The organism is Micromonospora sp. L5, from assembly GCF_000177655.2.
Taxonomy (GTDB): domain Bacteria; phylum Actinomycetota; class Actinomycetes; order Mycobacteriales; family Micromonosporaceae; genus Micromonospora; species Micromonospora aurantiaca.
In genome coordinates, this window is sequence record NC_014815.1 from 1459752 (window position 1) to 1485598 (window position 25847).

At 72.4% G+C, this 25847-nt stretch carries 26 protein-coding genes and 3 tRNA genes; 16 read left to right on the forward strand and 13 right to left on the reverse strand.

Annotated features, from left to right (window positions below; genetic code table 11):
* The first annotated feature begins 17 nt into the window (after positions 1–17).
* Positions 18–1019: a dTDP-glucose 4,6-dehydratase gene (rfbB, locus tag ML5_RS07235; RefSeq protein WP_013474250.1), complete on the forward strand. Its 1002-nt coding sequence runs from the start codon at positions 18–20 to the stop codon at positions 1017–1019.
* Entirely contained in the window at positions 1016–1882 is an 867-nt protein-coding gene (gene rfbD, locus ML5_RS07240; RefSeq protein ID WP_013474251.1) for a dTDP-4-dehydrorhamnose reductase, read from the forward strand. Before rfbB ends, rfbD begins: the two co-directional genes overlap by 4 nt.
* Here the strand turns inward: rfbD and ML5_RS07245 are convergent.
* Both ML5_RS07245 and ML5_RS07250 read right to left on the reverse strand, forming a co-directional pair.
* A complete protein-coding gene (locus tag ML5_RS07245) occupies positions 1879–3333 on the reverse strand; it encodes a sugar transferase (protein ID WP_013474252.1) in 1455 nt (484 codons plus the stop codon). The genes rfbD and ML5_RS07245 overlap by 4 nt on opposite strands.
* 109 nt (positions 3334–3442) lie before the next feature.
* Entirely contained in the window at positions 3443–4510 is a 1068-nt protein-coding gene (locus tag ML5_RS07250) for an LCP family protein (protein ID WP_013284383.1), read from the reverse strand.
* Positions 4511–4675: 165 nt separating this feature from the next.
* On the opposite strand from ML5_RS07250, the gene ML5_RS07255 reads away from it, so the two are divergent.
* The 3 genes from ML5_RS07255 (at position 4676) to ML5_RS07265 (ending at position 7469) form a co-directional block, all read left to right on the forward strand.
* Positions 4676–4975, forward strand: coding sequence for a hypothetical protein (locus ML5_RS07255; RefSeq protein WP_013474253.1), 300 nt, complete (start codon positions 4676–4678; stop codon positions 4973–4975).
* A gap of 54 nt (positions 4976–5029) precedes the next feature.
* Positions 5030–6001 carry an expansin EXLX1 family cellulose-binding protein gene (locus ML5_RS07260; protein ID WP_013474254.1) on the forward strand — a complete coding sequence of 324 codons (972 nt, stop codon included), beginning with the start codon at positions 5030–5032 and terminating at the stop codon, positions 5999–6001.
* Between the two features lie 388 nt (positions 6002–6389).
* A complete protein-coding gene (locus ML5_RS07265; RefSeq protein WP_013473518.1) occupies positions 6390–7469 on the forward strand; it encodes an IS110 family transposase in 1080 nt (359 codons plus the stop codon).
* 50 nt (positions 7470–7519) lie between these two features.
* Here ML5_RS07265 and ML5_RS07270 read toward each other — a convergent pair whose 3' ends face one another.
* The 3 genes from ML5_RS07270 to bcp form a co-directional block, all read right to left on the reverse strand.
* Positions 7520–8047 carry a GNAT family N-acetyltransferase gene (locus tag ML5_RS07270; RefSeq protein ID WP_013284386.1) on the reverse strand — a complete coding sequence of 176 codons (528 nt, stop codon included), beginning with the start codon at positions 8045–8047 and terminating at the stop codon, positions 7520–7522.
* A gap of 64 nt (positions 8048–8111) precedes the next feature.
* A tRNA-Leu gene (locus ML5_RS07275) sits at positions 8112–8197 on the reverse strand.
* 77 nt (positions 8198–8274) lie between these two features.
* Complete coding sequence (gene bcp / locus ML5_RS07280; protein WP_013474255.1) at positions 8275–8745, reverse strand: thioredoxin-dependent thiol peroxidase; 471 nt, start codon at positions 8743–8745, stop codon at positions 8275–8277.
* A 123-nt stretch (positions 8746–8868) separates the two neighbouring features.
* On the opposite strand from bcp, the gene ML5_RS07285 reads away from it, so the two are divergent.
* The 4 genes from ML5_RS07285 to ML5_RS07300 are packed head-to-tail and all read left to right on the forward strand — an operon-like array spanning position 8869 to position 11553.
* Complete coding sequence (locus tag ML5_RS07285) at positions 8869–9588, forward strand: energy-coupling factor ABC transporter permease (protein ID WP_041784145.1); 720 nt, start codon at positions 8869–8871, stop codon at positions 9586–9588.
* Entirely contained in the window at positions 9585–10022 is a 438-nt protein-coding gene (locus ML5_RS07290) for a PDGLE domain-containing protein (RefSeq protein ID WP_013474257.1), read from the forward strand. Before ML5_RS07285 ends, ML5_RS07290 begins: the two co-directional genes overlap by 4 nt.
* A 2-nt stretch (positions 10023–10024) precedes the next feature.
* Positions 10025–10795: a cobalt ECF transporter T component CbiQ gene (cbiQ, locus tag ML5_RS07295; protein WP_013284390.1), complete on the forward strand. Its 771-nt coding sequence runs from the start codon at positions 10025–10027 to the stop codon at positions 10793–10795.
* On the forward strand, positions 10792–11553 hold the full coding sequence (locus ML5_RS07300) for an energy-coupling factor ABC transporter ATP-binding protein (RefSeq protein WP_013284391.1): 762 nt from the start codon (positions 10792–10794) through the stop codon (positions 11551–11553). Before cbiQ ends, ML5_RS07300 begins: the two co-directional genes overlap by 4 nt.
* Before the next feature lie 66 nt (positions 11554–11619).
* On the opposite strand, the gene ML5_RS07305 is transcribed toward ML5_RS07300, so the two are convergent.
* From ML5_RS07305 to ML5_RS07325, 5 genes are all read right to left on the reverse strand, one after another.
* Positions 11620–12699: an IS110 family transposase gene (locus ML5_RS07305; protein WP_013473518.1), complete on the reverse strand. Its 1080-nt coding sequence runs from the start codon at positions 12697–12699 to the stop codon at positions 11620–11622.
* Between the two features lie 721 nt (positions 12700–13420).
* Complete coding sequence (locus ML5_RS07310; protein WP_013474258.1) at positions 13421–14509, reverse strand: hypothetical protein; 1089 nt, start codon at positions 14507–14509, stop codon at positions 13421–13423.
* Positions 14506–15222, reverse strand: a complete 717-nt coding sequence (locus tag ML5_RS07315; protein WP_013474259.1) for a thioredoxin domain-containing protein — start codon at positions 15220–15222, stop codon at positions 14506–14508. The genes ML5_RS07310 and ML5_RS07315 overlap by 4 nt, the downstream gene beginning before the upstream one ends.
* Positions 15215–15739 (reverse strand): MauE/DoxX family redox-associated membrane protein, encoded by a 525-nt coding sequence (locus ML5_RS07320; RefSeq protein WP_013474260.1) that lies wholly within the window; start codon positions 15737–15739, stop codon positions 15215–15217. The genes ML5_RS07315 and ML5_RS07320 overlap by 8 nt, the downstream gene beginning before the upstream one ends.
* A gap of 30 nt (positions 15740–15769) precedes the next feature.
* Positions 15770–16357 (reverse strand): sigma-70 family RNA polymerase sigma factor, encoded by a 588-nt coding sequence (locus ML5_RS07325; RefSeq protein ID WP_013474261.1) that lies wholly within the window; start codon positions 16355–16357, stop codon positions 15770–15772.
* 213 nt (positions 16358–16570) lie between these two features.
* Here ML5_RS07325 and ML5_RS07330 point away from each other — a divergent pair, with 213 nt between their 5' ends.
* The 3 genes from ML5_RS07330 (at position 16571) to ML5_RS07340 (ending at position 19984) form a co-directional block, all read left to right on the forward strand.
* A complete protein-coding gene (locus tag ML5_RS07330) occupies positions 16571–18247 on the forward strand; it encodes a copper resistance CopC/CopD family protein (RefSeq protein ID WP_201766733.1) in 1677 nt (558 codons plus the stop codon).
* A gap of 16 nt (positions 18248–18263) precedes the next feature.
* A complete protein-coding gene (locus ML5_RS07335; protein ID WP_013474263.1) occupies positions 18264–18995 on the forward strand; it encodes a YcnI family protein in 732 nt (243 codons plus the stop codon).
* A 140-nt stretch (positions 18996–19135) separates the two neighbouring features.
* The gene (locus ML5_RS07340; RefSeq protein WP_013474264.1) at positions 19136–19984 is read left to right on the forward strand and encodes a hypothetical protein; all 849 of its coding nucleotides are present in this window, start codon (positions 19136–19138) and stop codon (positions 19982–19984) included.
* 102 nt (positions 19985–20086) lie between these two features.
* Here the strand turns inward: ML5_RS07340 and ML5_RS07345 are convergent, their stop codons facing one another.
* Positions 20087–21382, reverse strand: a complete 1296-nt coding sequence (locus ML5_RS07345) for a glycosyltransferase 87 family protein (protein WP_013474265.1) — start codon at positions 21380–21382, stop codon at positions 20087–20089.
* Positions 21383–21456: 74 nt separating this feature from the next.
* On the opposite strand from ML5_RS07345, the gene orn reads away from it, so the two are divergent.
* Both orn and ML5_RS07355 read left to right on the forward strand, forming a co-directional pair.
* Entirely contained in the window at positions 21457–22047 is a 591-nt protein-coding gene (orn, locus tag ML5_RS07350) for an oligoribonuclease (protein WP_013474266.1), read from the forward strand.
* An 89-nt stretch (positions 22048–22136) separates the two neighbouring features.
* Positions 22137–22212, forward strand: a tRNA-His gene (locus ML5_RS07355).
* A 60-nt stretch (positions 22213–22272) separates the two neighbouring features.
* On the opposite strand, the gene ML5_RS07360 is transcribed toward ML5_RS07355, so the two are convergent.
* Together ML5_RS07360 and ML5_RS07365 are read right to left on the reverse strand one after the other, a co-directional pair.
* Positions 22273–23568: an Ig-like domain-containing protein gene (locus ML5_RS07360; RefSeq protein WP_013474267.1), complete on the reverse strand. Its 1296-nt coding sequence runs from the start codon at positions 23566–23568 to the stop codon at positions 22273–22275.
* A 162-nt stretch (positions 23569–23730) separates the two neighbouring features.
* On the reverse strand, positions 23731–25008 hold the full coding sequence (locus ML5_RS07365; protein WP_013474268.1) for an Ig-like domain-containing protein: 1278 nt from the start codon (positions 25006–25008) through the stop codon (positions 23731–23733).
* A gap of 187 nt (positions 25009–25195) precedes the next feature.
* Between ML5_RS07365 and ML5_RS07370 the strand changes: the two genes are divergently transcribed.
* Both ML5_RS07370 and ML5_RS07375 read left to right on the forward strand, forming a co-directional pair.
* Positions 25196–25271 (forward strand) — tRNA-Lys (locus ML5_RS07370).
* Positions 25272–25519: 248 nt separating this feature from the next.
* Positions 25520–25774 (forward strand): hypothetical protein, encoded by a 255-nt coding sequence (locus ML5_RS07375; protein ID WP_013284403.1) that lies wholly within the window; start codon positions 25520–25522, stop codon positions 25772–25774.
* Positions 25775–25847: the final 73 nt, after the last annotated feature.

Sequence of the window (25847 nt, forward strand, 5' to 3'; positions counted from 1 at the left end):
CGTAGACTCCACCATCCGTGAGGATCCTCGTCACCGGCGGCGCCGGCTTCATCGGGTCGGAGTACGTGCGGATGCTGCTGGGCGTGCCCGGCGGCGACGCGGCCGGGGTGCCGGTCGAGGACCCGGCCGCGCTGACCGTGCTGGACAAGCTCACCTACTCCGGCAACCTGGCGAACCTGGCACCGGTACGCGACGATCCCCGGCTGCGCTTCGTCCGCGGCGACATCTGCGATCCGGCGCTGGTCGACGAGGTGGTGCCGGGCCACGACGTGATCGTCCACTTCGCCGCCGAGTCGCACGTGGACCGTTCGATCACCGGCGCGGCCCCGTTCGTCACCACGAACGTGCTCGGCACCCAGACGCTGCTGGACGCCGCGCTGCGGCACGGCATCAGCCGGTTCGTGCACGTCTCGACCGACGAGGTGTACGGCTCGATCGACTCCGGCTCGTGGACGGAGGACTGGCCGCTGGCGCCGAACTCGCCGTACTCCGCGTCGAAGGCCGGGTCTGACCTGCTGGCGCTGTCCTACCACCGCACCCACGGCCTGGACGTCGTGGTGACCCGCTGCTCCAACAACTACGGGCCGTACCAGTTCCCGGAGAAGGTCGTCCCGCTGTTCGTGACCAACCTGCTCGACGGCGGCACCGTCCCGCTATACGGCGACGGCGGCAACGTCCGGGACTGGCTGCACGTGCACGACCACTGCCGGGGCGTGGCGATGGTGCAGGAGAAGGGTCGGGCCGGCGAGGTCTACCACATCGGCGGCGGCACCGAGCTGACCAACCGGCAGCTCACCGAGCGGCTCCTGGCGGCGTGCGGCGCGGGCTGGGACCGGGTCGTGCCGGTCACCGACCGCAAGGGCCACGACCGCCGCTACTCGCTGGACATCGGCAAGATCAGTGGCGAGCTCGGGTACGCCCCGAGCATCGACCTCGACCGGGGCCTGGCCGAGACGGTCCGCTGGTACCGGGACAACCGGGCCTGGTGGGAGCCATTGAAGACGGCCGGCCCCGAATGACCCGGATCCTGGTCACCGGCGCGGGCGGGATGCTCGGGCGGGACCTGCTCGCCGTGCTGCGGACCCGGCCGGACCTGTCCGTCACCGCCGCCGGCCGCGCCGACCTCGACGTCACCGACACGCACGCGGTCCGGGACGCGGTGGGCGGCCACGACGTGGTGCTCAACGCCGCCGCGTGGACCGACGTGGACGGAGCCGAGACCCGCGAGCGGGACGCCACAGCCGTGAACGGCGACGCGGTCGCCGCGCTGGCCCACGCCTGTGCCGGGTCCGGCGCGCGCCTCGTGCACGTCTCCACCGACTACGTGTTCGGCGGGGACGCCACCGAGCCGTACCCGGAGGACGCCCCGACCGGCCCGGTGAACGCGTACGGGCGCAGCAAGCTCGCCGGGGAGCGGGCGGTGGCCCGGCTGCTGCCGGAGACCGGGTACGTGGTGCGTACCGCCTGGCTCTACGCCACCCACGGGCACAACTTCGTCACCACCATGCTGCGGCTGGCAGCCGAACGCGACCGGCTCGACGTGGTGGACGACCAGCGCGGCCAGCCCACCTGGTCGTACCGGTTCGCGGAGCGTCTCGTGGCGCTCGCCGACGCGGCGCTCGCCGGCGACGCGGCACCCGGGACGTACCACGGCACCGCCGCCGGCGAGACCACCTGGTACGGCCTGGCCCGCGCCGTCTTCGCCCTGCGCGGTCTCGACCCGGACCGGGTCCGGCCGACGACGAGCGACCGCTTCCCGCGCCCGGCGCCGCGCCCCCGGTACGGCGTGCTGGCGCACGGCCGCTGGGCGGCGGCGAAGCTGCCGCCGCCGGGCCACTGGCGGGCGGACCTGGCGCAGGCGCTGACCGGCGACCGCGGCTAGCGGCCGCCGCCCCGGAAGACCTCGGTGACGGTACGCAGCACGATCTTGATGTCGAGCCAGAGCGACCAGTTCTCGACGTAGTAGTTGTCGAACCGCGCCCGGTCCGAGATCGGCGTGTCCCCGCGCAGCCCGCTGACCTGAGCGAGCCCGGTGAGTCCGACCGGTACGCGGTGCCGCATCGCGTACCTCGGGTATTCCATGGAGAACTTCTCCACGAAGTACGGCCGCTCCGGCCGGGGCCCCACCACGCTCATCTCGCCGCGCAGGATGTTCCACAGCTGCGGCAGCTCGTCCAGCGAGGTCCGCCGCATGAACCGCCCGATCGGGCCGACCCGCTCGTCGTGCGCGATCGACCAGGTGGTCTGCGACTCGAGCTCGTCGGCCGGGCGCATCGACCGGAACTTGATCACGTGGAACGGCTTGCCGTACCGGCCGACGCGCTCCTGACGGAAGAACACGCCCCGGCCGCCGTCGAGGAACGTGGCGACGACGCAGAGCAGCAGCAGCGGGCTCAGCACCAGCAGGGCGGTCACCGCGAACACCACGTCGGAGGCGCGCTTGAGCCGCCACCGGGGACCGGTGAGCGTGGTGTCGCCGATCTTGACGATCGGGATGGCGCCGATGTGGTCCGGGTAGCCGCCCTGCGACCGCGACCCCCACAGGCGCGGCACCGCCCACAGGTCACAGCGCGAACTGGCCGGACGCAGCAGCGACTCCATCAGGTCGGCCTCGGAGCAGTCCGGGTCCGCGATGACCAGGACCTCGCACTCCAGCATCTCGGCGAGCTTCTCCAGGTCGTCGATCGTGCCGATGAGCGGCAACGCGCCGATCCGCGGCCGCGACGGGGCGTCGACAGCGCCGACGAACCGCAGCCCGTACTGCGGGTAGCGCCGCAGCAGCCGGGCCAGCTCGCCGCCGATCGGCCCGCCGCCGATGACTATGGCGTTGTGCTCCACCCACCGGCGCTTGCGGGCCAGCAGGATGAGCCGGCTGTTCAGCGCCCGCCCGACGATCACCAGGCCGGCGGAGAGCGCGACGCCGCGCATGAACCCGCTGACGTACGGCACCGAGTCGTGCCGCAGCGCCGCGATGATCGCTCCCACCGCGCCGGAGGCCAGTAACCGGCCGCCGAGGCTCGGCAGTTCGTCCAGGATGCTGATGTGCCGGCGCGGCCGGTAGAGCCCGCCCGCGGCGAACAGGCCCACGGTGAGCGCGGCGTTGAACAACGTGCCACGCCAGTAGTTCTGGGTCAGCAGCAGCGGCGTGAGCAGCGCCGCGACGTCGATGGGCGCGGTCACCATCCAGGCCCGCAACCATCGGGTACGCGTCGACGCCCGCGACCCCGCGTACGGCAGCACCGTGGTCGTGTCCATGCCGCTGTCCATCGGCCTGTTCATGGCCACACCGGACGGCGGCGCAGACGGATGCTCGAACGCCGGCAGGCGTGGCATGGTCGATCCTCCCCCGTGACGCCGCCGGCCCGGATACAGAGACCGACGGCGATCGCAGGATACGAGCGACCCCGCCCCGCCGCCAGCACCGGCATGGCAGATCGACGTCCTACTTTCCGCTGATGGCGAGGATCTCGGGGACCGAGTCGCGGCGCACCGCGTCGAACAGCGTCTTCGAGCGCGCCGGATCGGGGAACACGACGCTCTCGCTGCCGACCCGGCCGGTGCCCTTGACCGGGCAGGTGAAGAACGTCAGGTTGCCGCCGCGCAGGCCCCGCATCTCCATCGCCAGATCCACCAACGACAGTGACTTGTCGACAGCAACCGAGTCGGACGTGGCACGGACGAACGAGTTGAGCTTGGCCGGGTTGGTCATCACACCGCCCGAGGCGGCCTTGTCCAGAATCGCCTTGATCACCTGCTGCTGGTGCCGGATCCGCGCGAAGTCGCCGTCGGGGAAGGCGTGCCGCTCCCGCGCGTAGTCCAGCGCGGCGGCCCCGTCCATCGTCTGCCGGCCCTTCTCGAAGGTCCGCGTGCCGATCAGCGAGTACTTCGTGGTGAAGCCCTTCTCCACGTCGATCTCGACACCGCCGAGCGCGTCGATGATCTCCTTGAAGCCGGCGAAGTCGACCATCGCCACGTTGTCCACCCGTACGCCGCTGAACTTCTCCACCGTCTGCACCATCAGCGGCACACCGCCCCAGGCGTACGCGGCATTGATCTTCGCGTCGCGACCGCCGCGGCCCTCCTTCGACTTCGGGACGGCCGTCCAGGTGTCGCGGGGGATCGAGATGAGCTGGGCGCTCGACCGGTCCTTCGGCAGGTGGGCCAGGATGATCGTGTCGCTGCGCGAGCCGCCGGTGCTCTCCGGGTCGCGGGAGTCACTGCCCAGGATCATGATGTTCATGGCGCCCTTGGCCTCGACCTGAGGGCGCGACTCCTCCGGCACGCCCTCGAAGGCGTCGACCCGCTCGATCGACTTGTCGACCGAGCGGTAGTAGAGGCCGCCGGCCAGGGCGGTGCCGCCGCTCAGCAGCACCACCACCAGCAGCACGATCAGGGCGATCCGCCGGCCCCGGCGGCGCCGGGGCCGCTCCTCCTCCGCGGGCCCGCCCGGCTCCACATCGGAGCCCTGCGCGCGCGGGTCGGAATCGGTGAGCTGGTGGCGATCTGACATGCCGCGATGCTACTGAGTCACGTCGTACCGTGTGGACCCGCGCCCGGACGGTGACGCCCCGGCGGCGCGGGACCGCCGCGGCGAGGTGGCCGGTTCCGGGCCTTGCCGCCGGGTGGCCGCCGGATCGATGATGGTGAGGAATGCCACATCGACCGAGGAGTCGAGATGCAGGTTATCCACCAACCGCGGGTGGCGTGGGACGCCGCCCGGGTCATCGGCGGGGCGATCCACGACGAGCACCTGTTCGGCTGGCTGCGCGGCGAACTCGGCGCCCTGATGGGCCCCGCGGCGGCGGTGGCCCTGGACGAGACCCGTGACCGGGTCCGCTGGGCCGGCGACGCCCGGCTGCCGGTCGAGACCGGCGTCTGGCGGGTCCGCCTGGAGGATTCGCTGCGGCAGGACCCCGACCTCGCCGGCGGGCTGGCCGGTGTCGTCTCCACCGCCCGTACGCTGCGCCCGGTTTAGCTTTCGCTTAGCTCGCTTGTCCGGCGGCACGTCGGTCCGGCAGCATCGACCGGCGTGACCGACGGCACCGCACCCCACCCGCCGACAGCCGGCGACCCGCCCGGACCCGCCGCCCCGGACGGTCGTCGCCGCGCCGCCACGCGCCGTCGCCGCCTGGCCGCCGCCGGTCTGGTCACAGTCGCCGCCGCGGTCGCGGTGACCCTCGCGGTACGCGGAGGCGCCGCCCCCGCCTGCGCCGCCCCGCCCGTCGGCGGCGCGACGCACAGCGGCAAGGCCACCTTCTACGACTCCGAGGGCGCCGGCGGCAACTGCTCCCGGCCCGCCGCGCCCGCCGACCGGATGTACGTCGCGCTCGGCCCGAGCGAGTACGCCTCCGGCGCCTCCTGCGGCGGCTTCCTCGACGTCACCGGCCCACGCGGCACCGTCCGGGTGCTGGTGATGGACCAGTGCCCGGAGTGCGCGCCCGGTCACCTCGACCTCTCCCCCGAGGCGTTCGCCCGGATCGCCGACCCGGTACAGGGGGTGGTGAAGGTCAGCTACCGCGCGGTGGTGAACCCGAGGCTGTCCGGCCCGCTCACCTTCCGCATGAAAGAGGGCTCGTCGCAGTGGTGGTTCGCCGTCCTGGTCGGTGACCACGGCAACCCGTTGCGCTCGGTCGAGGTGCGGCAGAACGGCTCGTGGCGGGCGGCGCAGCGGCAGGACTACAACTACTGGCTGATCGCGTCCGGGGCCGGTCCCGGCCCGTACGAGATCCGGGTCACCGACGTGTACGGCCACCGCGCGACAGCAACTGGTATCCGGATGCTCCCCGGCCAGGTGCAGCGCAGCAAGACGCGCATGTACGGCGCCGATCCCGCCACCCCCAGACCCACCCCGAAGAAGCCGACCCCCACACCCAGCACCCCCACCCCCAGCTCTCCGACCTCCCTCACGCCGTCGCCCACCCCCGCCGCCCCCACCTCAGCCGCGACGGAACCCCTGGTGCAGGCAGCCGCCGCCCCTCGCACCCAGGCGCCCTGCTCCTGACCCGCCCAGGGCTCCTGCCGAGCCCTCAACTCGCCGATCTTGCACTCGCGGCCCTCGACCTGCCCTGGATGCGGCTTTTGCGGGGGCGGAAAGTGCAAGACGCTTCTATGTCTGTGGTGATCGGTTCGGCTGATTGCCGTTAGGGTTCGGCGTTGGTGATCACTTGGGTGGCTCTTCGTTGATCCGGCCGCCTGTGGTGTGGGTGTGCCTTGTGCAAGACCTGTCCCCGGGTGATCGTCGGCGCCGGCCCGGCCCACCCTGCTGGCCTGATCAGAAGCCTGCCCGTGCGAGCACACGTGGCCCATCACAGATTTGCCGCCGAGGTGATGTCTTCCCGAGCCGACGCCGACTGTCCCGGTCGTCGCTGGCAAAGGAGCAACAATCCGAGATGAGAAGGATCGTAGAACGGGTCGCGGATCGCTATGACGTGGTGGTGGGGGTCGATACTCACACCGATACGCATACCGCCGCCGTGGTGGACCGACTCGGTGGGGTGTTGGCGCAGGTCACGGTGTCCACTGACCCGGACGGGTTGAGCCGGTTGTTGGCCTTCGCCGTCGCGCACACCCCACCGCAGGGGCGCCGGTTGTGGGCGGTGGAGGGCACCCGGTCACACGGGCAAGGGCTGTGCCGGCTGCTGACCGCTGCTGACGAACCCGTCTGCGAGGCACCCAAGCCCCCCGCTGCGGCCCGTCGTCGGGGCGGCAAGTCCGACCAGCTGGACGCGGTCGCCGCCGCCCATACGGTGCTGGCGCTGCCCGCTGAGCGCATCGCCGTGCCCCGCAGCGACGGCCCACGCGAGGCCCTGCGTCTGCTGCTGATCTGCCGCCGGCACCACACCGATGCCCGCACCGCCGCGGTCAACCTGGTCAAAGCGTTGATCCTGACCGCTGACGACACTCTGCGCGAGGCGCTACGCGGGCTGTCCACCACCATCCAGATCGCCCGCCTGGCCGCCCTCGAACTGCCCGAAACCACCGCCCTGCCCTGCGAGGAACACACCCGCCGCCGCGAACTGGTCACCCTCGCCCGGCACATCCACATCCTCGACGCCACACTGGCCGACAACCACCAGCGCCTACGAGCCCTCGTCACCGAACTGTGCCCGCCCCTGCTCGACCAACCCGGAGTCGGACCCGTCACCGCCGCGATCGCCCTCACCGCCTGGTCCCACCCCGGCCGCGTCCGCTCAGAAGCCGCCTACGCCACCCTCGCCGGCGCCGCCCCCATCCCCGTGGCCAGCGGCCGCACCGACCGACACCGCCTCAACCGCGGCGGCGACAGAACCCTCAACAGCGCCCTGCACACCATCGCCCTGACCCGCCGACGCATCCACCCCGAAACACGCGACTACATCACCCGACGCCACGCCGAAGGCCGCACCACCAGAGAAATCACCCGCTGCCTCAAGCGCTACATCGCCCGACAGCTCTACCGCACCATCACCACCCACCACCAAACCCCTTGACAACCCCACTCACAGATCGACGGGGCAGGGCAGGGCAGGGCGGGGAAGGGTCAGGGGGCGGTGGGGAGGTCGAGCCACATGAGGATCTCGTCACGGGCGTCGGTGGGGGACAGGCGCAGCGCGGCGGGGAGGCGGCCGATCTCGCGGTAGCCGAGGCGCTTGTAGAAGCCGTCCAGGCCCAGGCCGTCGCGGACCGTCACGTGCAGCGCCGCCAGGCCGAGCCCTCGGGCGATCCGTTCGGCCTCGCGCATCAGCGCCGCGCCGTGGCCGCGTCCCTGCGTGTCCGGGTGCACCATGACGCGCTTGAGCACCCGCCAGTGCGTCTTGAGGTGGAACCGGTTGTCGGCGATGACCAGCACCGCGACCAGCTTCTCGCCCTCGTAGCCGGCGAGCAGCCGGTCCGGCCCGTCCGCCACCTCGTCGAGTGTCGAGGTGGCGAGCGGGCGTACCTCGTCCGCGGTCACCGGGGCGACGAAGCCGACGGCGCCGCCGGCGTTCGTCACGTCCACCCAGAGCGCGATGATCTGTTCGCGCAGCTCGGGGGTCAGGTCGGGGTCGAGTACGAAACGCAGGTCCACGACGCCATCCTGCGCGTGGCGACGCGGCCCGGACCCGCGTTCGTGATGCGGGTGACACCGCTGATGGTGCGGGAGGGGGGTTTCGAACCCCCACGTCCTCTCGGACACAGGCTCCTAAGGCCTGCGCGTCTGCCGTTCCGCCACTCCCGCCGACCCGCTGAGTTTAGAGTGTCGCGCCGGAGCCGTGTGTACTCCGGGCCGCGACCGGGGCGTGCCGCGCGACGACCTCAGTCGAGGCCGAGGTCGCGGCGCAGCTTGGCGACGTGGCCGGTGGCCCGCACGTTGTAGAACGCCTGCTCGATCTTGCCGTCCTCGTCCACCACGAACGTCGAGCGGATCACGCCGGTGACCGTGCGGCCGTACATCTGCTTCTCGCCGAACGCGCCGTACGCGGTCAGCACCGCCTTGTCCTCGTCGGAGACCAGCGGGAACGTGATGGCGTCCCGGTCGCGGAACTTGGCGAGTTTCGCGGGCTTGTCCGGCGAGATGCCCACCACCTCGTAGCCGGCGGCCTGGAGGGAGGCGAGCGAGTCCCGGAAGTCACACGCCTGCTTCGTGCAGCCGGGCGTCATGGCGGCCGGGTACGCGTACAGGATGACCTTGCGGCCGCGCAGGCCGGCCAGGGACAGCGTGCCGCCGTCGTCGGTGGGGAGGGTGAACTCGGGGGCGGGGTCGCCGGGCTTGAGGCGGTCGGTCATGGCGGTGACGATACCGCCGGGCCGGTACGGTCGGCGGACGGCGACGCGCGGGCGTGGTGACGGCCATCATGAGGTTGTTGCCAGATATTGGCAACAGTGCCTTCCTGGAAATACGCTGAGCCCGTGGACACCCTGGCGATGCACATCTCCAACGGGATCATCAACGGTCCGGTCGCCGCGATCTTCGCGGCTCTCGCCCTCGCCGCGCTCGCGTTCTGCGTGATGCGGGGCCGCGCCGACCTCGACGACCGGCTGGCCCCGATGGCCGGGCTGGTGGCGGCGTTCATCTTCGCCGTGCAGATGCTCAACTTCCCGATCTTCACCGCCGGGGTCAGCGGTCACCTGCTCGGCGGCGCGCTGGCCGCGCTGCTCGTCGGCCCGTGGGTCGGCGCGCTCTGCGTCGCCGTGGTGCTCATCGTGCAGGCGCTGGTCTTCGGTGACGGCGGTGTGGCGATGCTCGGCCTCAACATCACCAACATGGCGCTGCTCGGCACCGCCGCCGCGTACCTGCTGATCGCGCTCCTGCTGCGCGTACTGCCGCGTACCCCGGCCGGCCTGGCGGTCACCGCGTTCGTCTCCGCGCTGGTCAGCGTGGTGGTCGCGTCCCAGGGCTTCGTCCTCCAGTACTGGCTGGGCGGCACCACCGACCTCGGCGGCAACCTCACCGGCCTGGCCGGCACCATGGCCTTCGCCCACCTGCTCATCGGCATCGGCGAGGGCCTGATCACCGCGACCACGGTGGTCACCGTCGCGAAGGTCCGGCCCGATCTGGTGTACGCGCTGCGCGCCCTCAAGCCGGCCACGCCGGCTCCCGCCGTCCCGGTCGCCGGAGGTGCCCGATGAGCAAGCGTCACTGGCCGTTCGTGCTCGGCGGCCTGCTGGTGGCTCTGCTGCTGGCGGGCGTGGTCAGCAACTACGCCTCCTCGCACCCGGACGGGCTCGACTCGTCGCTGCTCAAGGGCTGTACCGTGAACGCCGACGACGAGATCACCGGCGGCAGCTGCCCGGCCCAGCAGGCGAAGGACCACGAGCTGGCGGACAGCCCGCTGGCCGACTACGGCGTACGCGGGATCGGCAACGACTTCCTGTCCACCGGCCTGTCCGGCGTTCTCGGTGTGCTGCTCACCTTCGCGCTCGGCGGCGGCCTGTTCTGGCTGGCCCGCCGCCGCGGCCCCGCCACGCCCGCCGCGCCCGCCGGCCCCGCCGCGCCTGACACGACCACTGTGAGCGCCGACCCGGCGGACGACGCCGCGACCCCGTCCACCGGCACCCGCTGACCATGGGCGCCGGGCACGCGCACGTCCTCTACCGCGAGTCCGGCTCGCCGGTGCACCGCCTCCCGCCGGAGGTGAAGATCGCCGCGATGGTGCTGTTCACAGTCGCGGTGGTGGCGACGCCCCGGGAGGCGTACTGGGCCTTCGGCGGCTACGCGCTCCTGGTCGCCGTGGTGGCCGCGCTGGCCCGGGTCGGCCCGCGCTGGCTGCTCAGCCGGGCGCTGATCGAGCTGCCGTTCGTGCTGTTCGCGTTCGCCCTGCCGTTCCTCGGGGCGGGGGAACGGGTCGAGGTGGCGGGGCTCGCCCTGTCCGTGGACGGGCTGCACGGCGCGTTCAACATCCTGGCGAAGGGCACGCTCGGCGTACTCGCGTCGCTCCTGCTGGCGGCGACCACGACGACGCGTGACCTGCTGCTCGGCCTGGACCGGCTGCGGTGCCCGCAGATCCTCACCCAGATCGCCACGTTCATGCTGCGCTACCTGGAGGTGCTCGTCGGCGAGGCCCGCCGGATGCGGGTGGCGCGGGTGTCGCGCGGCGACGACCCGCGGTTCCTGTGGCAGTTGCGCGGCTTCGCGGCCGGCGTCGGCGCGCTGTTCCTGCGCGCGTTCGAGCGCGGCGAGCGGGTCTACCTGGCGATGCTCTCCCGTGGCTACACCGGCCGGATGCCGGCGGTGTGGCAGGGGGCCGGCGCGGCCACCGCCGGCCAGTGGGCGGCCGCCGCGACGGTGCCGGCGATCGCGGCCACCATCGCCGCCGTCGCGCTCGTCCTGCAATGATCGGGTACGTGCAGCAGCAGCCCTCCCTCGACGTCAACGGCGTCCGGTACGCGTACCCGGACGGTCACGTCGCCCTGCACGGCGTGGACCTGACCGTGCCGCGCGGCGATCGGGTGGCGCTGCTCGGACCCAACGGCGCCGGCAAGACCACGCTCGTGCTGCACCTCAACGGCATCCTCACCCCGACCGAGGGCACGGTGACCGTCGGCGGCCTGACGGTCAGCCGGGACCGGGACACGCTGGCCGAGGTACGCCGCCGCGTCGGCATCGTCTTCCAGGACCCGGACGACCAGCTGTTCCTGCCCACAGTCGCCGAGGACGTGGCGTTCGGCCCGGCCAACCTGGGCCTGCGCGGGGCGGAGCTGGCCGCCCGGGTCGACGAGGCGCTCGCCGCGGTCGGCATGAGCGAGCATCGGGACCGCGCGCCGCACCACCTGTCGTTCGGGCAGCGGCGCCGGGTGGCGGTGGCGACGGTGCTGGCGATGCGCCCGGAGATCCTGGTGCTGGACGAGCCGTCGTCGAACCTCGACCCGGCCGCCCGGCGGGAACTGGCGGAGATCCTGCGCGCCCTGCCGGTGACGCTGCTCATGGTCACCCACGACCTGCCGTACGCGGCCGAGCTGTGCCCCCGCTCGGTGATCCTGGACGGCGGCCGCATCGTCGCCGACGCTCCCACCGCGGACCTCCTGTCCGACGAGGCACTGCTGACCGCCCACCGCTTGGAGCTCCCCTACGGCTTCGCCCCCCGCCCGACCTGACCCGGCCCTCGTCCCTCCCGCCCTCCTCCGCCCTCCGCCTTCCGCGTCGATCTGTGAGTGGGGTTGTCAAGGGGTTTGGTGGTGGGTGGTGATGGTGCGGTAGAGCTGTCGGGCGATGTAGCGCTTGAGGCAGCGGGTGATTTCTCTGGTGGTGCGGCCTTCGGCGTGGCGTCGGGTGATGTAGTCGCGTGTTTCGGGGTGGATGCGTCGGCGGGTCAGGGCGATGGTGTGCAGGGCGCTGTTGAGGGTTCTGTCGCCGCCGCGGTTGAGGCGGTGTCGGTCGGTGCGGCCGCTGGCCACGGGGATGGGGGCGGCGCCGGCGAGGGTGGCGTAGGCGGCTTCTGAGCGGACGCGGCCGGGGTGGGACCAGGCGGTGAGGGCGATCGCGGCGGTGACGGGTCCGACTCCGGGTTGGTCGAGCAGGGGCGGGCACAGTTCGGTGACGAGGGCTCGTAGGCGCTGGTGGTTGTCGGCCAGTGTGGCGTCGAGGATGTGGATGTGCCGGGCGAGGGTGACCAGTTCGCGGCGGCGGGTGTGTTCCTCGCAGGGCAGGGCGGTGGTTTCGGGCAGTTCGAGGGCGGCCAGGCGGGCGATCTGGATGGTGGTGGACAGCCCGCGTAGCGCCTCGCGCAGAGTGTCGTCAGCGGTCAGGATCAACGCTTTGACCAGGTTGACCGCGGCGGTGCGGGCATCGGTGTGGTGCCGGCGGCAGATCAGCAGCAGACGCAGGGCCTCGCGTGGGCCGTCGCTGCGGGGCACGGCGATGCGCTCAGCGGGCAGCGCCAGCACCGTATGGGCGGCGGCGACCGCGTCCAGCTGGTCGGACTTGCCGCCCCGACGACGGGCCGCAGCGGGGGGCTTGGGTGCCTCGCAGACGGGTTCGTCAGCAGCGGTCAGCAGCCGGCACAGCCCTTGCCCGTGTGACCGGGTGCCCTCCACCGCCCACAACCGGCGCCCCTGCGGTGGGGTGTGCGCGACGGCGAAGGCCAACAACCGGCTCAACCCGTCCGGGTCAGTGGACACCGTGACCTGCGCCAACACCCCACCGAGTCGGTCCACCACGGCGGCGGTATGCGTATCGGTGTGAGTATCGACCCCCACCACCACGTCATAGCGATCCGCGACCCGTTCTACGATCCTTCTCATCTCGGATTGTTGCTCCTTTGCCAGCGACGACCGGGACAGTCGGCGTCGGCTCGGGAAGACATCACCTCGGCGGCAAATCTGTGATGGGCCACGTGTGCTCGCACGGGCAGGCTTCTGATCAGGCCAGCAGGGTGGGCCGGGCCGGCGCCGACGATCACCCGGGGACAGGTCTTGCACAAGGCACACCCACACCACAGGCGGCCGGATCAACGAAGAGCCACCCAAGTGATCACCAACGCCGAACCCTAACGGCAATCAGCCGAACCGATCACCACAGACATAGAAGCGTCTTGCACTTTCCGTCCGCGCATTCCGGGGCAAAAGCCGCACGCGCGGGGCGGCAACTGCAAGATCACGCCGCCCAGGGGTGAGTGCGGCGGGAGTGGAACGTGATGGGTGTGTCGGGGGCGTTTTGACACCCGTGGTGTTCCACTCGGGCGTGCCCGGCGCTCGCAGCGCTCGGTGATCTTGCCGTTGCGGCCCCGGAGATGTCGTGAACGCCGTGGATGCCGGGGCGGAAGGTGCGAGATCGCGGTGTTTGGGGGTGGGTGGGCGGAGGTTCCTCGTTCGGCTGGCTGCTGTGGCGAGCGCCTCCCGTTACGCGAGATTGGCGTTCCGCGTGGTGGGAGCCATGGAGATCTTGGTAGGAAAGGGCCCTTATAGGGGCCGTTTGGTACCAAGATCTCGCCGGGGGGCGGGGCGGGGCGGGGCGGGGCGGGGGTCAGGGCACGGGGGTTGGGTGGGGGGTGGGGCGGGCTGCTCTTGCGGCTGTGCGCAGGCGCAGCAGGCCCGCCGCCACCGCGCCGGCGCCTGTCGCCAGGCCGACCACCACGAGCACCCGGACCAGCACGGCCGGGCCGGCGGCCGGGGGGATCGCGCGGGACAGCGCGGCCAGGTTCGTCGCCCCGGCGAACAGCGTGAGGCAGGCGCCGGCGAGCGCGAGCACGAAGTCGGCGGCCGGGCGGCGGGCCAGCGCGTACCCGCCCGCGGCGAGCGCGCCGAGCCCGGTGAGCAGCGTCCACACCTGGCCGGTGACCAGTTCGGCGAGCGTTCCGCCGACGCCGGGGGCGCCGGTGTCCAGCGCGCGGGCGACTGTGAGCGCCACCGTGGCGGCGCCGCCCAGGGCGAGCAGGGCGCCGACCGCGCGCAGCGCCCGCACCCCGGCGGCGGTGCCGCCAGGTGCCAGCCCGGCCGCGCCGATCAGCAGGAAGCCCAGTGTGGCGGCAACCCACCAGGGGTACGGGTCGGGCGGCGGCACCCAGTCCAGCGTGCCGCGTACGGCTCCGGCGGTGTCACCGGCGCGGAGCGGCACCGTCCAGTCGCGTACCCGGTGCTCCCGGTCCGGTGCGGTGGCGACGGCGGCCGGCGGAGCCTCCTCCCGCCACAGCGTGCGCTGGTCGTGCCAGCGGGCTGTGGGTCCGTCGTCGATCCGCCGCCAGTCCGGCGCGGCGGCCGGGTTCGCCTCGGCCGGCAGCCGGGTCTCCCCGGCCAGCGTCCGGTTCAGGTAGGTGGCGGGGGAGCGGGTGTTCTCGTAGACGCCGCCCGGGCCGATGCGCAGGTACGGCTCACCGGAGTAGCCGAGCACTGTGACCTCGGCGCCGGTGTCGTTCGTCAGCTCCAGCCGCGCGCCGGCCTCCACCATGCGCGCGGTGAGCCCGGGGCGGTCGGGGTCGACGCCGCTGATCGTGGCGCGGTAGTCGGTGCCGTCGGGCGCGTCCGCGCCGTGCGCGGCGGCCGGCGCGGCGAGCGTGAGCAGTGCGGTGGCCGCGACGACGAGCACCAGCGCGGCCCGGCGCAGGGGTGCGATCACTTGCCGGCCGCCTCCACCGCCGACTTGATCCCCTCGGGGCTGCGGTCCTGGAGGTCACTGCCGTTGACCTTGATGGTCGGGGTGCTGGTCACGCCGGACTTGCTCGCCTCGTCGGTGACGTGCTCGGTCCACGGCCGGTACGTGCCGTCGGAGACGCAGGAGGCGAACTCGTCGCGGTTCAGCCCGACGCCCGCGCCGATGTCGACGAGTTCGTCGTTGCTGAGCCCGGCGCCGCCCTCCGGCGGCTGCTTGGTGAACAGTTGGTCGGTGAACTCGCGGAACTTGCCGCCCTGCGCGGCGCAGCCGGAGGCGGCCGAGGAGCGGGTCGAGTATTCAGTGGTGGAGAAGCGGTTCAGGAACGCGACCGGGTGGAACACCAGCCTCGCCTTGCCCTCGCTGACGAGCTGGTTGAGCGTCTCGCCGCTGATCTGCTGGAACTGCTTGCAGGCCGGGCAGAGGTAGTCCTCGTACAGGTCGATGGTGACCGGCCCGGTGCCGAGCACGATGCCGGTGCCGGCGTCGTTGGCCCCGGGCGGGGCGGTGAACTCGTCGGACTTCTGGCTGGAGTAGACCGCCCAGCCGATGCCACCGGCGATGACGAGCACCAGCACCGCGGCGATCGAGGTCCAGAGCGTCCGCTTGCGCCGCTTCTCCCGGGCGATCTGCTCGCGTACGACCCGGGCCGCGTCCTTGCGCCCCTTGCGACTACTCATCGGTGTCCTCCACGGTGTCGTCGCCCGCCAGCCACCCGTCCACGGAGAACGGGGTGCGGGGCCAGATCAGCAGGAACCCGGCGAGTACCAGGAACCCGAGGTCCCGGAGGATCTCCGGGAGGTAGCTGGGCGTCTGGCCGGCGGCGAGCTGCCCGCCGCTGCCGAAACACCCGCAGTCGATGGCCAGGCCACGGGCCCAGGCCGAGGCGATGCCGGCGATGAAGACCACGAGCAGTGCCGCTGACACGCCGGCGCTGATCCGGGTGGCGAGCCCGGCGAGCAGCAGGACGCCCAGGGCCAGCTCGACGAACGGCAGCGCCGCGCCGATCACAGTGGCCACGTCGTACGGCATCACCTGGTACGCGTTCACGGCCCGGCCCGAGGCGGCCAGGTCACCGACCTTGGTGCCGCCGGCGATCAGCCACACGGCTGCCAGTCCGAGGCGGGCCGCGACGCCGAGCCAGGGCCGCAGGGTCGGCCAGCGGCCGGCCCGGGAGGGGGAGGGGGTCACAGTCATTCGTCGTCCGAGCGCCACGAAAGGTTCCCGCTATCCGGCCAGTGTGTCGCCGACGGCGTCGACCAGTTCGTCGCGGGCGCGGGCGACCCGGGAGCGGATGGTGCCCACCGGCACCCCCTCCACGTCGGCGGCCTCGGCGTACGACAGGCCGAGCAGCTGGGTGAGCACGAACGCGGAGCGCCGCTCGGCTGGTAGCCGGCGGACCAGGTCGGTGGCGCCGAGCTGGCCGGCCGGGTCCGGGTAGGGGCGGTCGGTGGCGGCCTGGGCGGCGAGCCGCGCGTCGAGCCGGCGGCGGCGTACGACTGTGCGCAGGTGGTCGGCGCAGGCCCGCCGGGCGATGCCGAGCAGCCAGGTACGCACGCTGGAGCGCCCCTCGAAGCCGGACAGCGCCCGGAACGCCCGCAGGTACGTCTCCTGGGTCAGGTCGTCCGCGCTGTCCGGGTCGACGAGCGCGGCGGCGAAGCGCCACACCTCGGCCTGGGTGGCCCGGACGAAGGCGGCCTGCGCGTCGCGGTTCCCGTACCGGGCGGCCAGCGCCCAGCCGGTGGCCGCGTCCCGGGCAGCGTCGGGCGCCGACTCGGGGCGGTCGGCGGCGGTGTCGCGCGGGCCGGGGATCACGTCACCCGAGGTTACGCGGCGTACCTGGAGGGGACAGGGTCCTTCGACCCATTCCGTGGTCCCGCACACGCCGGGAACTTTTTCCGCCGGCCGTCCGACTACCCTCCCATGACCTCCGAGCAGGCCCGGCGTGGCGCGCGCCGCCGCACCGGGTGGGCGCTCGGTCACGCCTGCCGGAGACCGGCTCGCCGGACCCGCCCCGGTTCGGGAACCATTACGGTCATGACTGCTGCCGTACGCCGCCCGTCCCGGGTCGTCGCCGCCCGCTCCGGGGCCGTCGCCGGGCTGCTGCTCCTGCTGGTCGCCCTGCTGCTCACACCGGCCACCCCGGCCGCCGCCCACGCGGTGCTGGTGAGCAGCAGCCCGGCCGCCTCCGCCGTGGTGCCCGAGGCGCCCGCGCAGGTGGTGATCACGTTCAGTGAGGGCGTCCGCAAGGTGCCCGGGAAGGTACGGGTGATCGCCCCCGACGGCTCGCGGGCCGACCGGGGCGAGCCGACGTTCCAGGGCGCCGAGGTCACCATCCCGGTGGACCCGTCCGGCGGCCGCGGCACCTACCTGGTCAGCTACCGGGTCATCTCGGCCGACAGCCACCCGGTCTCCGGCGCCTTCACCTACTCCGTCGGCGCGCCGTCGGAGCCGCCCACCGACAGCGGCTCGGACAACCGGGCGAACCCGGTCACCGAGAACGCGGTGAAGGTGGCGAAGTACGCCGGCTACACCGGCTTGCTGCTGCTCGTCGGCCCGGCGCTGGTGCTCGCCGCGCTCTGGCCGCGCCGGCTGTCCCGCCGGGGACCGGCACGGCTGGCCTGGACCGGGCTGGGCCTGCTGGCGGTGGCCACGGTGGCCGAGGTGTGGCTCCAGGTGCCGTACGTCAACGGCGGCGGCCTGTTCGACGTGACCGGTTCCGGCCTGGGTGACGTGCTGGGCAGCGCCTACGGCACCACGCACCTGGTCCGGCTGGGTCTGCTCGCCGCGGCGGCGTTCCTGCTCCGGCCGCTGTTCGCCGGTCCGATCGGCCGTACCGACGGGATCATCCTGGCGGTCCTCGGCGGGGCGGCGCTGTTCACCTGGCCGCTGGCCGGGCACGCGGCGGCCTCGCCCGCGCCCGCGGTGTCGGTGGTCGTGGACGCGGTCCATCTGGGCGGCATGGCCGTCTGGCTGGGCGGCCTGGTGATGCTCGCGGTGTTCCTGCTGCGCCGGGCCGACGAGCGCGAGCTGGACGCGATCCTGCCGATCTGGTCCCGCTGGGCCGCGCTCGCGGTGGCCGCGCTGCTGCTGGCCGGCACCGTGCAGGGTCTGATCGAGGTGGCCAGCCTGCAGGCGCTGTTCGACACCACGTACGGCCGGCTCCTGCTCGCCAAGATCGTGCTGTTCGCGCTGGTGATCGGCGTGGCCGCGTACTCCCGGGCGCTGGTGCGGCGGCGGGTCGCCGCCGGGCGGCCGGGCGCGATGCGGCGGGCCGTGGTGGCCGAGCTGGTGATCACGGCGGTGGTGCTGGGCGTGTCGGCGACGCTCGTGCAGACCACCCCGGCGCGGACCGCCGCCGCGAACGTCGCGGGCGTCGAGCAGGGCTACTTCTCCACCACGCTGAGCAGCCCGATCTACTCGCTGGAGGTCCAGCTGGACCCGGCCGAGACCGGCAACAACTCGATGCACCTGTACGCCTACACCAAGGACAGCCGCCCCCAGCCGGTGCAGGAGTGGAAGGTCACCGCCGCGCTGCCGTCGGCCGGGATCGAGCCGATCACCGTCCCGCTGCTGCCGCTGAGCGACAACCACGCCACCGGCGAGGTCAACCTGCCGGCCCGGGGCGACTGGCAGTTGCGCATCACCGTCCGCACGACCGACATCGACCAGGCCACGGTGACCGCCACCGTGCCGATCAAGTAACGGAAGGTCCCATCTGATGATCCGTCTCCGGCGCCCCGCGACGATCGCCGCGCTGACCCTCACCGCCGTCGCCACGGCTGTGCTCGGCCTGGCCGGTCCGGCCTCGGCGCACGTCACGATCAACCCGGCCGAGGGTACGCAGGGCGGCTACGGCCGGTTCGCGTTCCGGGTGCCGAACGAGAGCGACACGGCGTCGACAGTCAAGGTCGAGGTGAACCTGCCGGAGAACGCGCCGGTCGGCTCGGTCTCCACCATGCCGGTGGCGGGCTGGACGGCGGCGGTGGAGAAGCGCAAGGTCGACCCGCCGATCGAGGTGCACGGCAGCCAGCTCACCGAGGCGGTCTCCAAGCTGACCTTCACGGCCGCGCCGAACGGCGGCGTGAAGCCGGGCGAGTTCCAGGAGTTCCCGGTGTCGATGGGCCCGCTGCCGCAGGCCGACACGATGGTGTTCAAGGTGCTCCAGACGTACTCCGACGGCAACGTCTCCCGGTGGATCGAGGAGCCGACGCCGGGCGCGGAGGAGCCGGAGAGCCCGGCGCCGGTGCTCACGCTGGCCGCCTCGGCGCCCGCCTCGGCGGGCGCGAGTGCGCCGGCTGCCGCCGCGGCCGACGACGACGATGACGACGACGCCGGCTCCGGCGCGGCCGTCGCCCTCGGCGTGGCCGGCCTGGTCGCCGGACTGGGCGGCCTGGCCCTCGGCGGCCTGGCGTTCGCGCGTACCCGGCGGGAGCCCGCCGCGAAGTCCTGAACGTGAGCGACGCACCGGCCCGGCGGAACGATCCGCCGGGCCGGTCGCCGTCCCGGACGGGTGCCGCCGATATCCGGCGATCGGCCGACACGCGTCGGTAAGGTCGGCCGGGTAGTTGGCTACCGAGAGGGACGACGCGAATGCGTTTCGTACGCACGATCGCCGGCATGGTGCTGCTGGCGTTGGGGATTCCGGCGCTGCTGGCAGGCGGAGGTCTCTGGCTCGCCGCCCGGCACGCCGGCCCGGACGGCGGCTTCGACGCCCGGTTCGAGCCGGTCCGCACGCCCGCCCGCGCGGTGCTGGTGACCGACGTGGACGCGTTGCTGCGCGCCGACCTGCCGCTGGCGCGCACCGGGCAGGCCCGGCTGCACCTGACCGCGCGGGACGACGACGGCCCGGTCTTCCTCGGCCTCGCCCCGACCGACCAGGTGCGAGGGTGGCTGGCCGACGTCCCGCACAGCACCGTGCGCCGCGTGGCGGTCACCCGGGGCCCGCTGCCGGTCGACCTGGACCCGGCCACCGCCGGCACCGGCGCCGCCGTGCCGATGACTCAGCCCTTCTGGGTACGCGAGGGCGTCGGCTCCCTGGAGTGGAGCCCGGCGGAGCTGTCCGGCCGGTCGCTGAGCCTGGTCGTCATGCGCGTGGACGGCGCGGACGGGCTCGACCTGCGGATGCGTGCCGAGTTGCGGGCCGGGTGGTTCCCCGGGCTGGCGTGGGCGCTGCTGGCCGGCGGGACGCTGCTGGTAATCCTCGCCGTGGTGGTGCTGCTGCGCCCGCTGCGGCCGCGTGAGGTGGTCTTCGTGGTCGAGCCGGACCAGGTGCCGGTGCTGGCCGGGCGTCTCGGCGTCACCTCGCTGAGCGGGCTGGGCCGCCAGCCGGGCCCGGCGTCGCGACCCGAGCGGCACCTGGTGGCAGTGGGCTCCGGGCCCGGTGGGCGGACCCGCGCGGCGATCGCGCCGCCCAGCCGGTGCCCCGACGGCCGGGACTGACGACGAGAACCCGAACGGCCCTCCGCGCTGCCGACGCGGAGGGCCGTTCTTCACCGGGGGATCGGTGCTACCTGGGAGAAAACTGAGGTAGTTGATACCAGATTAGCGCTGATCGCCATTTGTTGCGAGGTGTGTCCGTTCAGTCCGGGTCATCGGTTTCTCGTCCGCGTGCCGACGGATCGGCAGCGCCGCGAGCACCAGCAGGCTCAGCAGGACGTACATGTTGCGGACCACGAAGTCGACCGGGTCGTCCGTGTGCACGATGGCGGTGCCCCAGTCCTGGAACGTCACCAACCCGTACACGATCGGCAGGCCGACGACGGCGGCCAGCGCGAAGAGGCCGCCGCGACGGCGGGCCCCGGCGGGCGTCGCCGGATCGGCGTCCAGTGCCGCGTCGACGAGCACCACCACCGCGGGAATGAACCAGTACAGGTGGTGGATCCAGGTGATCGGGCTGACCAGCCCGCCCACCAGCCCGGTCAGGGTGAGACCCACCAGCGCGTCCCCCGCCCGGGCCGCGCGCGCCGCCCGCCACAGGCCGAACGCGGCCACCGCCAGCGCGAGCAGCAGCCACAGCAGCCGGTCCGGCTCGGCCGGCGCGGTCAGGCGGCTGAGCAGCCCGAACAGCGACTGGTTGCCGGTGTAGTCGGGGCGGCCCACCCGGTCGGTCACCCACAGCTCGTGGGTCCAGAAGCGCCACGAGTCGCCCGGCGCGACCGCCGCCGCCAGCAGTGTGGCCACCGCCGCTGTCACCGCCGCCACGGCCGCCGCCCGCCACTTCCGGGCGGCGAGCAGGTAGACCACGAAGATGCCGGGAAAGAGCTTGAGCGCCGCCGCCAGTCCCACGCCCACACCGGCCCAGCGCCGGCCCTGCGGTACGGCGAACAGCAGGTCGCCGAGGATCAGCACCACGAGCAGCATGTTGATCTGCCCGAGCGTGATCGTCTCCCGGGTGCTCTCCACCGCCAGCACCAGCAGCACGGCGACGGTGAGGCCGAACCCCCGCGGCAGGTCGTGCCGCCGCAGCACCGGCAGTACCAGCCAGCGCGTGGTCACCACCACCGCGGCCACTGTGAGCACCGCGAAGGCGGCGATCGCCACCCCGAGCCGCAGATACCCGAACGGCGCCAGGAGCAGCGCCGCGAACGGCGGATAGGTGAAGTAGAGCGCGCCCTGCACCCGGTCCGGCTGGACGTAGTCGTAGAGCGGGTGCCCGGCCGCCCACCAGTCCATCGCCGACATGTAGATCTTCTGGTCGTAGTAGTCGTGCCGCAGGTTGCGCAGGTAGGGCGCCGGCATGATCGCGATCAGCGCCAGCACCACGACCACCCGGCGGGCCGTACGCCCGCCCGCGTCGTCACGGGGGACGGCGGGTGGGGCGACGGGTTCGGCTGGCACGCAGGAAACCCTAGCGGTCCACCTCGGCCGCCGGGCCGAGGCGCGGGCGCGTCGGCGGCGCGTAGTCTGTTCCGGTGGCTGATCTTCTCGTCTGGATCGACTGTGAGATGACCGGGCTCGACCTGCGGCGGGACGCCCTGATCGAGGTCGCCGCGCTCGTCACCGATCCCGACCTCAACGTGCTCGGTGACGGCGTGGACGTGGTGATCCACGCCGACGACGAGGCGCTCGACGGCATGCCGGAGATCGTGCGGACCATGCACGCCAAGTCCGGCCTCACCGAGGAGGTACGCCGCTCCACGGTGACGCTGGCCGAGGCCGAGGACATGGTGCTCGACTACGTGACCAGCTACGTGAAGGACCCGCGTACGGCCCCGCTGTGCGGCAACTCGATCGCCACCGACAGGGGTTTCCTGGCCCGCGACATGACCCGGCTCGACGCGCACCTGCACTACCGGATGATCGACGTGTCCTCGATCAAGGAGCTGTGCCGGCGCTGGTACCCGCGGGTGTACTTCGGGCAGCCGCAGAAGGGCCTGGCCCACCGGGCGCTCGCCGACATCCGGGAGAGCATCCGCGAGCTGGAGTACTACCGGCGGACCGTGTTCGTGCCGCTGCCGGGGCCGGACGTCGAGGCCGCGAAGGCGATCGCCGCCCAGCTCTGACGCCCCGGCCGAACCCGGTGGACGGGGTCGGCCGGAGTGTGGCTATGATTAGTCCGCGCACCGCCCGGGTGACCGGAGCGGCGAGCATGGTGGCTGTAGCTCAGTTGGCAGAGCACCGGGTTGTGGTCCCGGTTGTCGTGGGTTCAATTCCCATCAGTCACCCCAACACGAAGCCCCCTCCTCCGGGAGGGGGCTTCGTCGTGTGCCGGGTGTCCCGGCGGCCGATCAGGGGGTGGGCTCGACGCTCGGCGTACCGGCGTCCGGCGTGGTGTCGTCCGACGGCGGCTCGTACGGCAGGGCGCTGCCCTTGACGTACTCGTCCCAGCTCATGTTCCAGTCGGTCCAGCCGTTGCCGTTCTGGAGCTTGCGCTCGGTGCCCTTGACGGTGATCGGGTCACCGATGCGGGTGTTGGCGAACAGCCAGTTGCCTTCCTTCATCGAGACGTTGACGCAGCCGTGCGACACGTTCGTGCGGCCCTGCACGCCCTCGGACCAGGGCGCGGCGTGGATGAACTCGCCGCCCCAGGTGAGCCGCTGGGCGTAGTCGATCTCGGTGCGGTAGCCCTCCTCCGGGCCCAGCTCCTCCAGGGTGTCGAAGACCGTGTGCCGGAGCTTCTCGATCACCACCATGGTGCCGCTGGAGGAGGGGGTGCTCTTCTTGCCCAGGCTCACCGGGATGGTCTTGACCACCTTGCCGTCGCGGGTGACAGTCATCCGCTTGGTGCGGTTGTCGACTGTCATCACGAACGACGGGCCGATCTTGACGTCGACGCTGAGGTCGGCGCGGCCGTACCAGCCGCCGCCCAGCGGCAGCCCGCCCGCCTGCACCTTGTAGCTGACCGTGCTGTTGGCCTTCCAGAACGTCTTGGGCCGGTAGCGCACCTCGGTCGGGCTCACCCAGTGCCAGATGCCCTCCTGGGCGGGCTTCGAGGTGACAGTCATCCGGCGCTGGATGTCGTCGCGATAGTCCTCCGGGATGGCCCGGCCGAACTTCACGATCAGCGGCATGGCCACGCCCACGACCTGGTTGTCGCCCAGGAAGCTGGTGACCCGGATCTGCTTGGCCGGCTTCGCCATCGTGGTGAACGTGCTGGTCGCGGTGGCGGGCTTGCCGTCGTCGCCGGTCGCGGTGACGGTCGCCGTGTACGTCTGCCCGTACTCCAGGGCCGAGGACGGCAGCCAGCTCGCGCCGTCCGCCGCGAGCGTGCCGTCGACGACCTTGCCGGCGGCGTCCTTCAGCTCGACTGTGGTCTCCTGCGCCTCCTTCGTGGTGAAGGTGATGGCGGTGGACGCGGGCACGTCCCTGGCGTCGGCGGCGGGCTCGCTGATGGTGGCCGCCGCCTTCGGGGCCTTCTCGCCCTCGTCGCCGCCGCCCTGCCAGCTCGACGGCTTGTCGCCGCCGCCGCTGGTGCAGGCGGTCAGGGCCATCGCGGCGGCGAGCAGCCCGGCCGCCAGCGCACGGCGGCGGCCGACGCGTCGGGCGCTCGCGCCCCGGATCGGTTCGTCCTGGCCAGCTCGCATGAGTCCCTCACAAAGTGATGCCGTGCCCCGTCGTCTCTGGTCAGACGCGCCGGAGCGGGTACGCGTTGCCGGACGTGAAACGGAACACCCTGCGCGGGTGTAACGATTCCGCCGTCGTCCGGCGCTTTGTCGGAGGTGGCATGTCCGACCACGTTACGCCGGTCAGAACGGCGCCGGCTGCCCGCCCTGCGGAACCGGCAGCGCGCTGCCGGCGACGAACTGCGACCAGCTCATGCTCCACGCCGTCCAGCCGTTACCAGGGGCCAGGCGGCGTTCGGTGCCCTTCACCGTGATCGGGTCGCCCACCATCGTCTTGCCGAACAGCCACCGGCCGTTGGCCATCGACACGTTGACGCAGCCGTGCGAGACGTTGCGGCGCCCCTGCACGCCCTCGGACCACGGAGCGGCGTGGATGTACTCGCCACCCCAGGTGATCCGCTGGGCGAAGTCGATCTCGGTGACGTAGCGGTTGGCCGGGTCGGGCTCGCTGCGGGTGTCGAAGACGGTGGACTCCTTCTTCTCCATCACCACCATCGTGCCGCTGGAGGAGGGGGTGCTCTTCTTGCCCAGACTGACCGGCAGCGTACGGATGACAGTGCCGTTCTCGGAGACCGTCATCTGCTTGGTCGCGTTGTCCACGGTCATCTCGAACGCGCGGCCGATCTCGGCGGTGGCGCTGCGGTCGATGTTGCCGTAGCGGCCGTTGCTCAGCGGGATCCCGGCCAGCGCCAGCCGGACCGTGATCGTGGTGCCGGTCTTCCAGTACTCCGGGGCCCGGTAGTACGCCTGGGTGCCGTTGTCGACCCAGTGCCAGGCGCCGGGCTGCGGCGGGTCGGTCTGCACGAACATCCGCTTCTGCACCGCCGCCCGGTCCTTCTTCGGGATGCCCGGGGAGAACTCGGCGACCACGGGCATGGCCACCCCGTACGTCTTGCCGCTGAACATGTAGAGGCCGGAGCCGATCATCGACTTGGGCTTGGCCATCGTGGTGAACGTGCTGGTGCCCTGGTAGGTCTGGCCGTCCTTGCCGGCGCCGGTGACCGTGGCGGTGTACTTGGTGCCGTACTTCAGCGCGGCCGACGGCACCCAGCTGGAGCCGTCGCGCCGCATCCGCCCGGCGACGCTGGCGCCGTCGGCGGTGGCGAGCGCCACCTTCGACACGGTGCCGCCGCCGGGGATGCGGGCGCTGATCTCGGTGCTGACCGGGCGGCCGCTCGCGCCGTCGGCCGGGCTCACCGTCAGCGGCGGCGCGGCGGCGCTGTCGCTGGGTGCGACGCTCGGGTCGGGCGCGGAGGACGAGACGCCGCCGACCTGCTGCTGGCCGGGCACGAACTCCGGCTTCTTCCCCTCGTCGCCGCCGCTGCCGCACCCGGTCAGTGCCAGCGACGCCGTCAGGACCAGGGCGCCCACCGTCGCCCCGGCCCGCGCGAACCTGCCCATGCCCACCCCTGTCCTCGCGTGCCTGGCGGACATCGTGCCGTATCGACGCTCCCGCGCCCGCCCCCGCGCCGGATCAGGTGACCGTTTTGGCCGCTTTCGCCGGTTAAGCTCGTCCGAAGGGTGGACCCCGGTATCGGATTGGAACCCGCCTCGGCGGGCGTGCTAATCTTCTTCCCGTTGTCAGCGAGCGCCGCTAGCTCAACTGGCAGAGCAGCGGACTCTTAATCCGCGGGTTCGGGGTTCGAGTCCCTGGCGGCGCACCAACGAGCAAGGCCCTGACCAGGCGTTAACGCCGGCCGGGGCCTTTTTCGCGTACGGTGCCCCGGTGCGCGCCGGGGTGGCCGCCCGTGGGTGGAACGCCACGTGCGTCACACCGGCCGCAGGGCACCCATGACGTTCCACCGAGGCGCGGTCCGCCCGTCGGCGCCGCTTGTGCGGTCGCCCTAATCTGATCATGATCGTAACGGCCACGATGGATGGTCGGGTGACGACGATCAGGACGGGAGAAGACATGAAAGCCTTCGGACGGCCGCGGATCCGCAGCCTCGTCGCCGCCACCTCGGTCGTGGGCGCCTTGGTGCTCGGTCTGGGTGCGCCCGCGTACGCGGACTACTCGAGCCCGACCTACTCGACGTTGAAGGCCTGCAACGAGGCCCGGCCCAAGTACCAGTCGTCGTGGACGAAGCCGCAGGCGTGCCGTCCCATGTACAACTGGGACGGCACGAAGGTGATCGGTTACGCGTTCCTGGTGAAGACCCAGGGCTAGTGCGGTCGCCCGCCGGGCTGCCAGGAGCGGCACCGGCGGGCGTCCACCCGCCTTCGGCATCGCTCCTCGCGCC

What these genes read in the sequence shown, in the direction of transcription:
- rfbD (WP_013474251.1), top strand. Translation starts at nt 1,016, where the DNA reads ATGACCCGGATCCTGGTCACCGGCGCGGGCGGGATGCTCGGGCGGGAC.
- ML5_RS07245 (WP_013474252.1), bottom strand. Translation starts at nt 3,333, where the DNA reads ATGCCACGCCTGCCGGCGTTCGAGCATCCGTCTGCGCCGCCGTCCGGT.
- ML5_RS07250 (WP_013284383.1), bottom strand. Translation starts at nt 4,510, where the DNA reads ATGTCAGATCGCCACCAGCTCACCGATTCCGACCCGCGCGCGCAGGGC.
- ML5_RS07255 (WP_013474253.1), top strand. Translation starts at nt 4,676, where the DNA reads ATGCAGGTTATCCACCAACCGCGGGTGGCGTGGGACGCCGCCCGGGTC.
- ML5_RS07265 (WP_013473518.1), top strand. Translation starts at nt 6,390, where the DNA reads ATGAGAAGGATCGTAGAACGGGTCGCGGATCGCTATGACGTGGTGGTG.
- bcp (WP_013474255.1), bottom strand. Translation starts at nt 8,745, where the DNA reads ATGACCGACCGCCTCAAGCCCGGCGACCCCGCCCCCGAGTTCACCCTC.
- ML5_RS07290 (WP_013474257.1), top strand. Translation starts at nt 9,585, where the DNA reads ATGAGCAAGCGTCACTGGCCGTTCGTGCTCGGCGGCCTGCTGGTGGCT.
- cbiQ (WP_013284390.1), top strand. Translation starts at nt 10,025, where the DNA reads ATGGGCGCCGGGCACGCGCACGTCCTCTACCGCGAGTCCGGCTCGCCG.
- ML5_RS07300 (WP_013284391.1), top strand. Translation starts at nt 10,792, where the DNA reads ATGATCGGGTACGTGCAGCAGCAGCCCTCCCTCGACGTCAACGGCGTC.
- ML5_RS07305 (WP_013473518.1), bottom strand. Translation starts at nt 12,699, where the DNA reads ATGAGAAGGATCGTAGAACGGGTCGCGGATCGCTATGACGTGGTGGTG.
- ML5_RS07315 (WP_013474259.1), bottom strand. Translation starts at nt 15,222, where the DNA reads ATGAGTAGTCGCAAGGGGCGCAAGGACGCGGCCCGGGTCGTACGCGAG.
- ML5_RS07320 (WP_013474260.1), bottom strand. Translation starts at nt 15,739, where the DNA reads ATGACTGTGACCCCCTCCCCCTCCCGGGCCGGCCGCTGGCCGACCCTG.
- ML5_RS07335 (WP_013474263.1), top strand. Translation starts at nt 18,264, where the DNA reads ATGATCCGTCTCCGGCGCCCCGCGACGATCGCCGCGCTGACCCTCACC.
- ML5_RS07340 (WP_013474264.1), top strand. Translation starts at nt 19,136, where the DNA reads ATGCGTTTCGTACGCACGATCGCCGGCATGGTGCTGCTGGCGTTGGGG.
- ML5_RS07360 (WP_013474267.1), bottom strand. Translation starts at nt 23,568, where the DNA reads ATGCGAGCTGGCCAGGACGAACCGATCCGGGGCGCGAGCGCCCGACGC.
- ML5_RS07365 (WP_013474268.1), bottom strand. Translation starts at nt 25,008, where the DNA reads ATGGGCAGGTTCGCGCGGGCCGGGGCGACGGTGGGCGCCCTGGTCCTG.
- ML5_RS07375 (WP_013284403.1), top strand. Translation starts at nt 25,520, where the DNA reads ATGAAAGCCTTCGGACGGCCGCGGATCCGCAGCCTCGTCGCCGCCACC.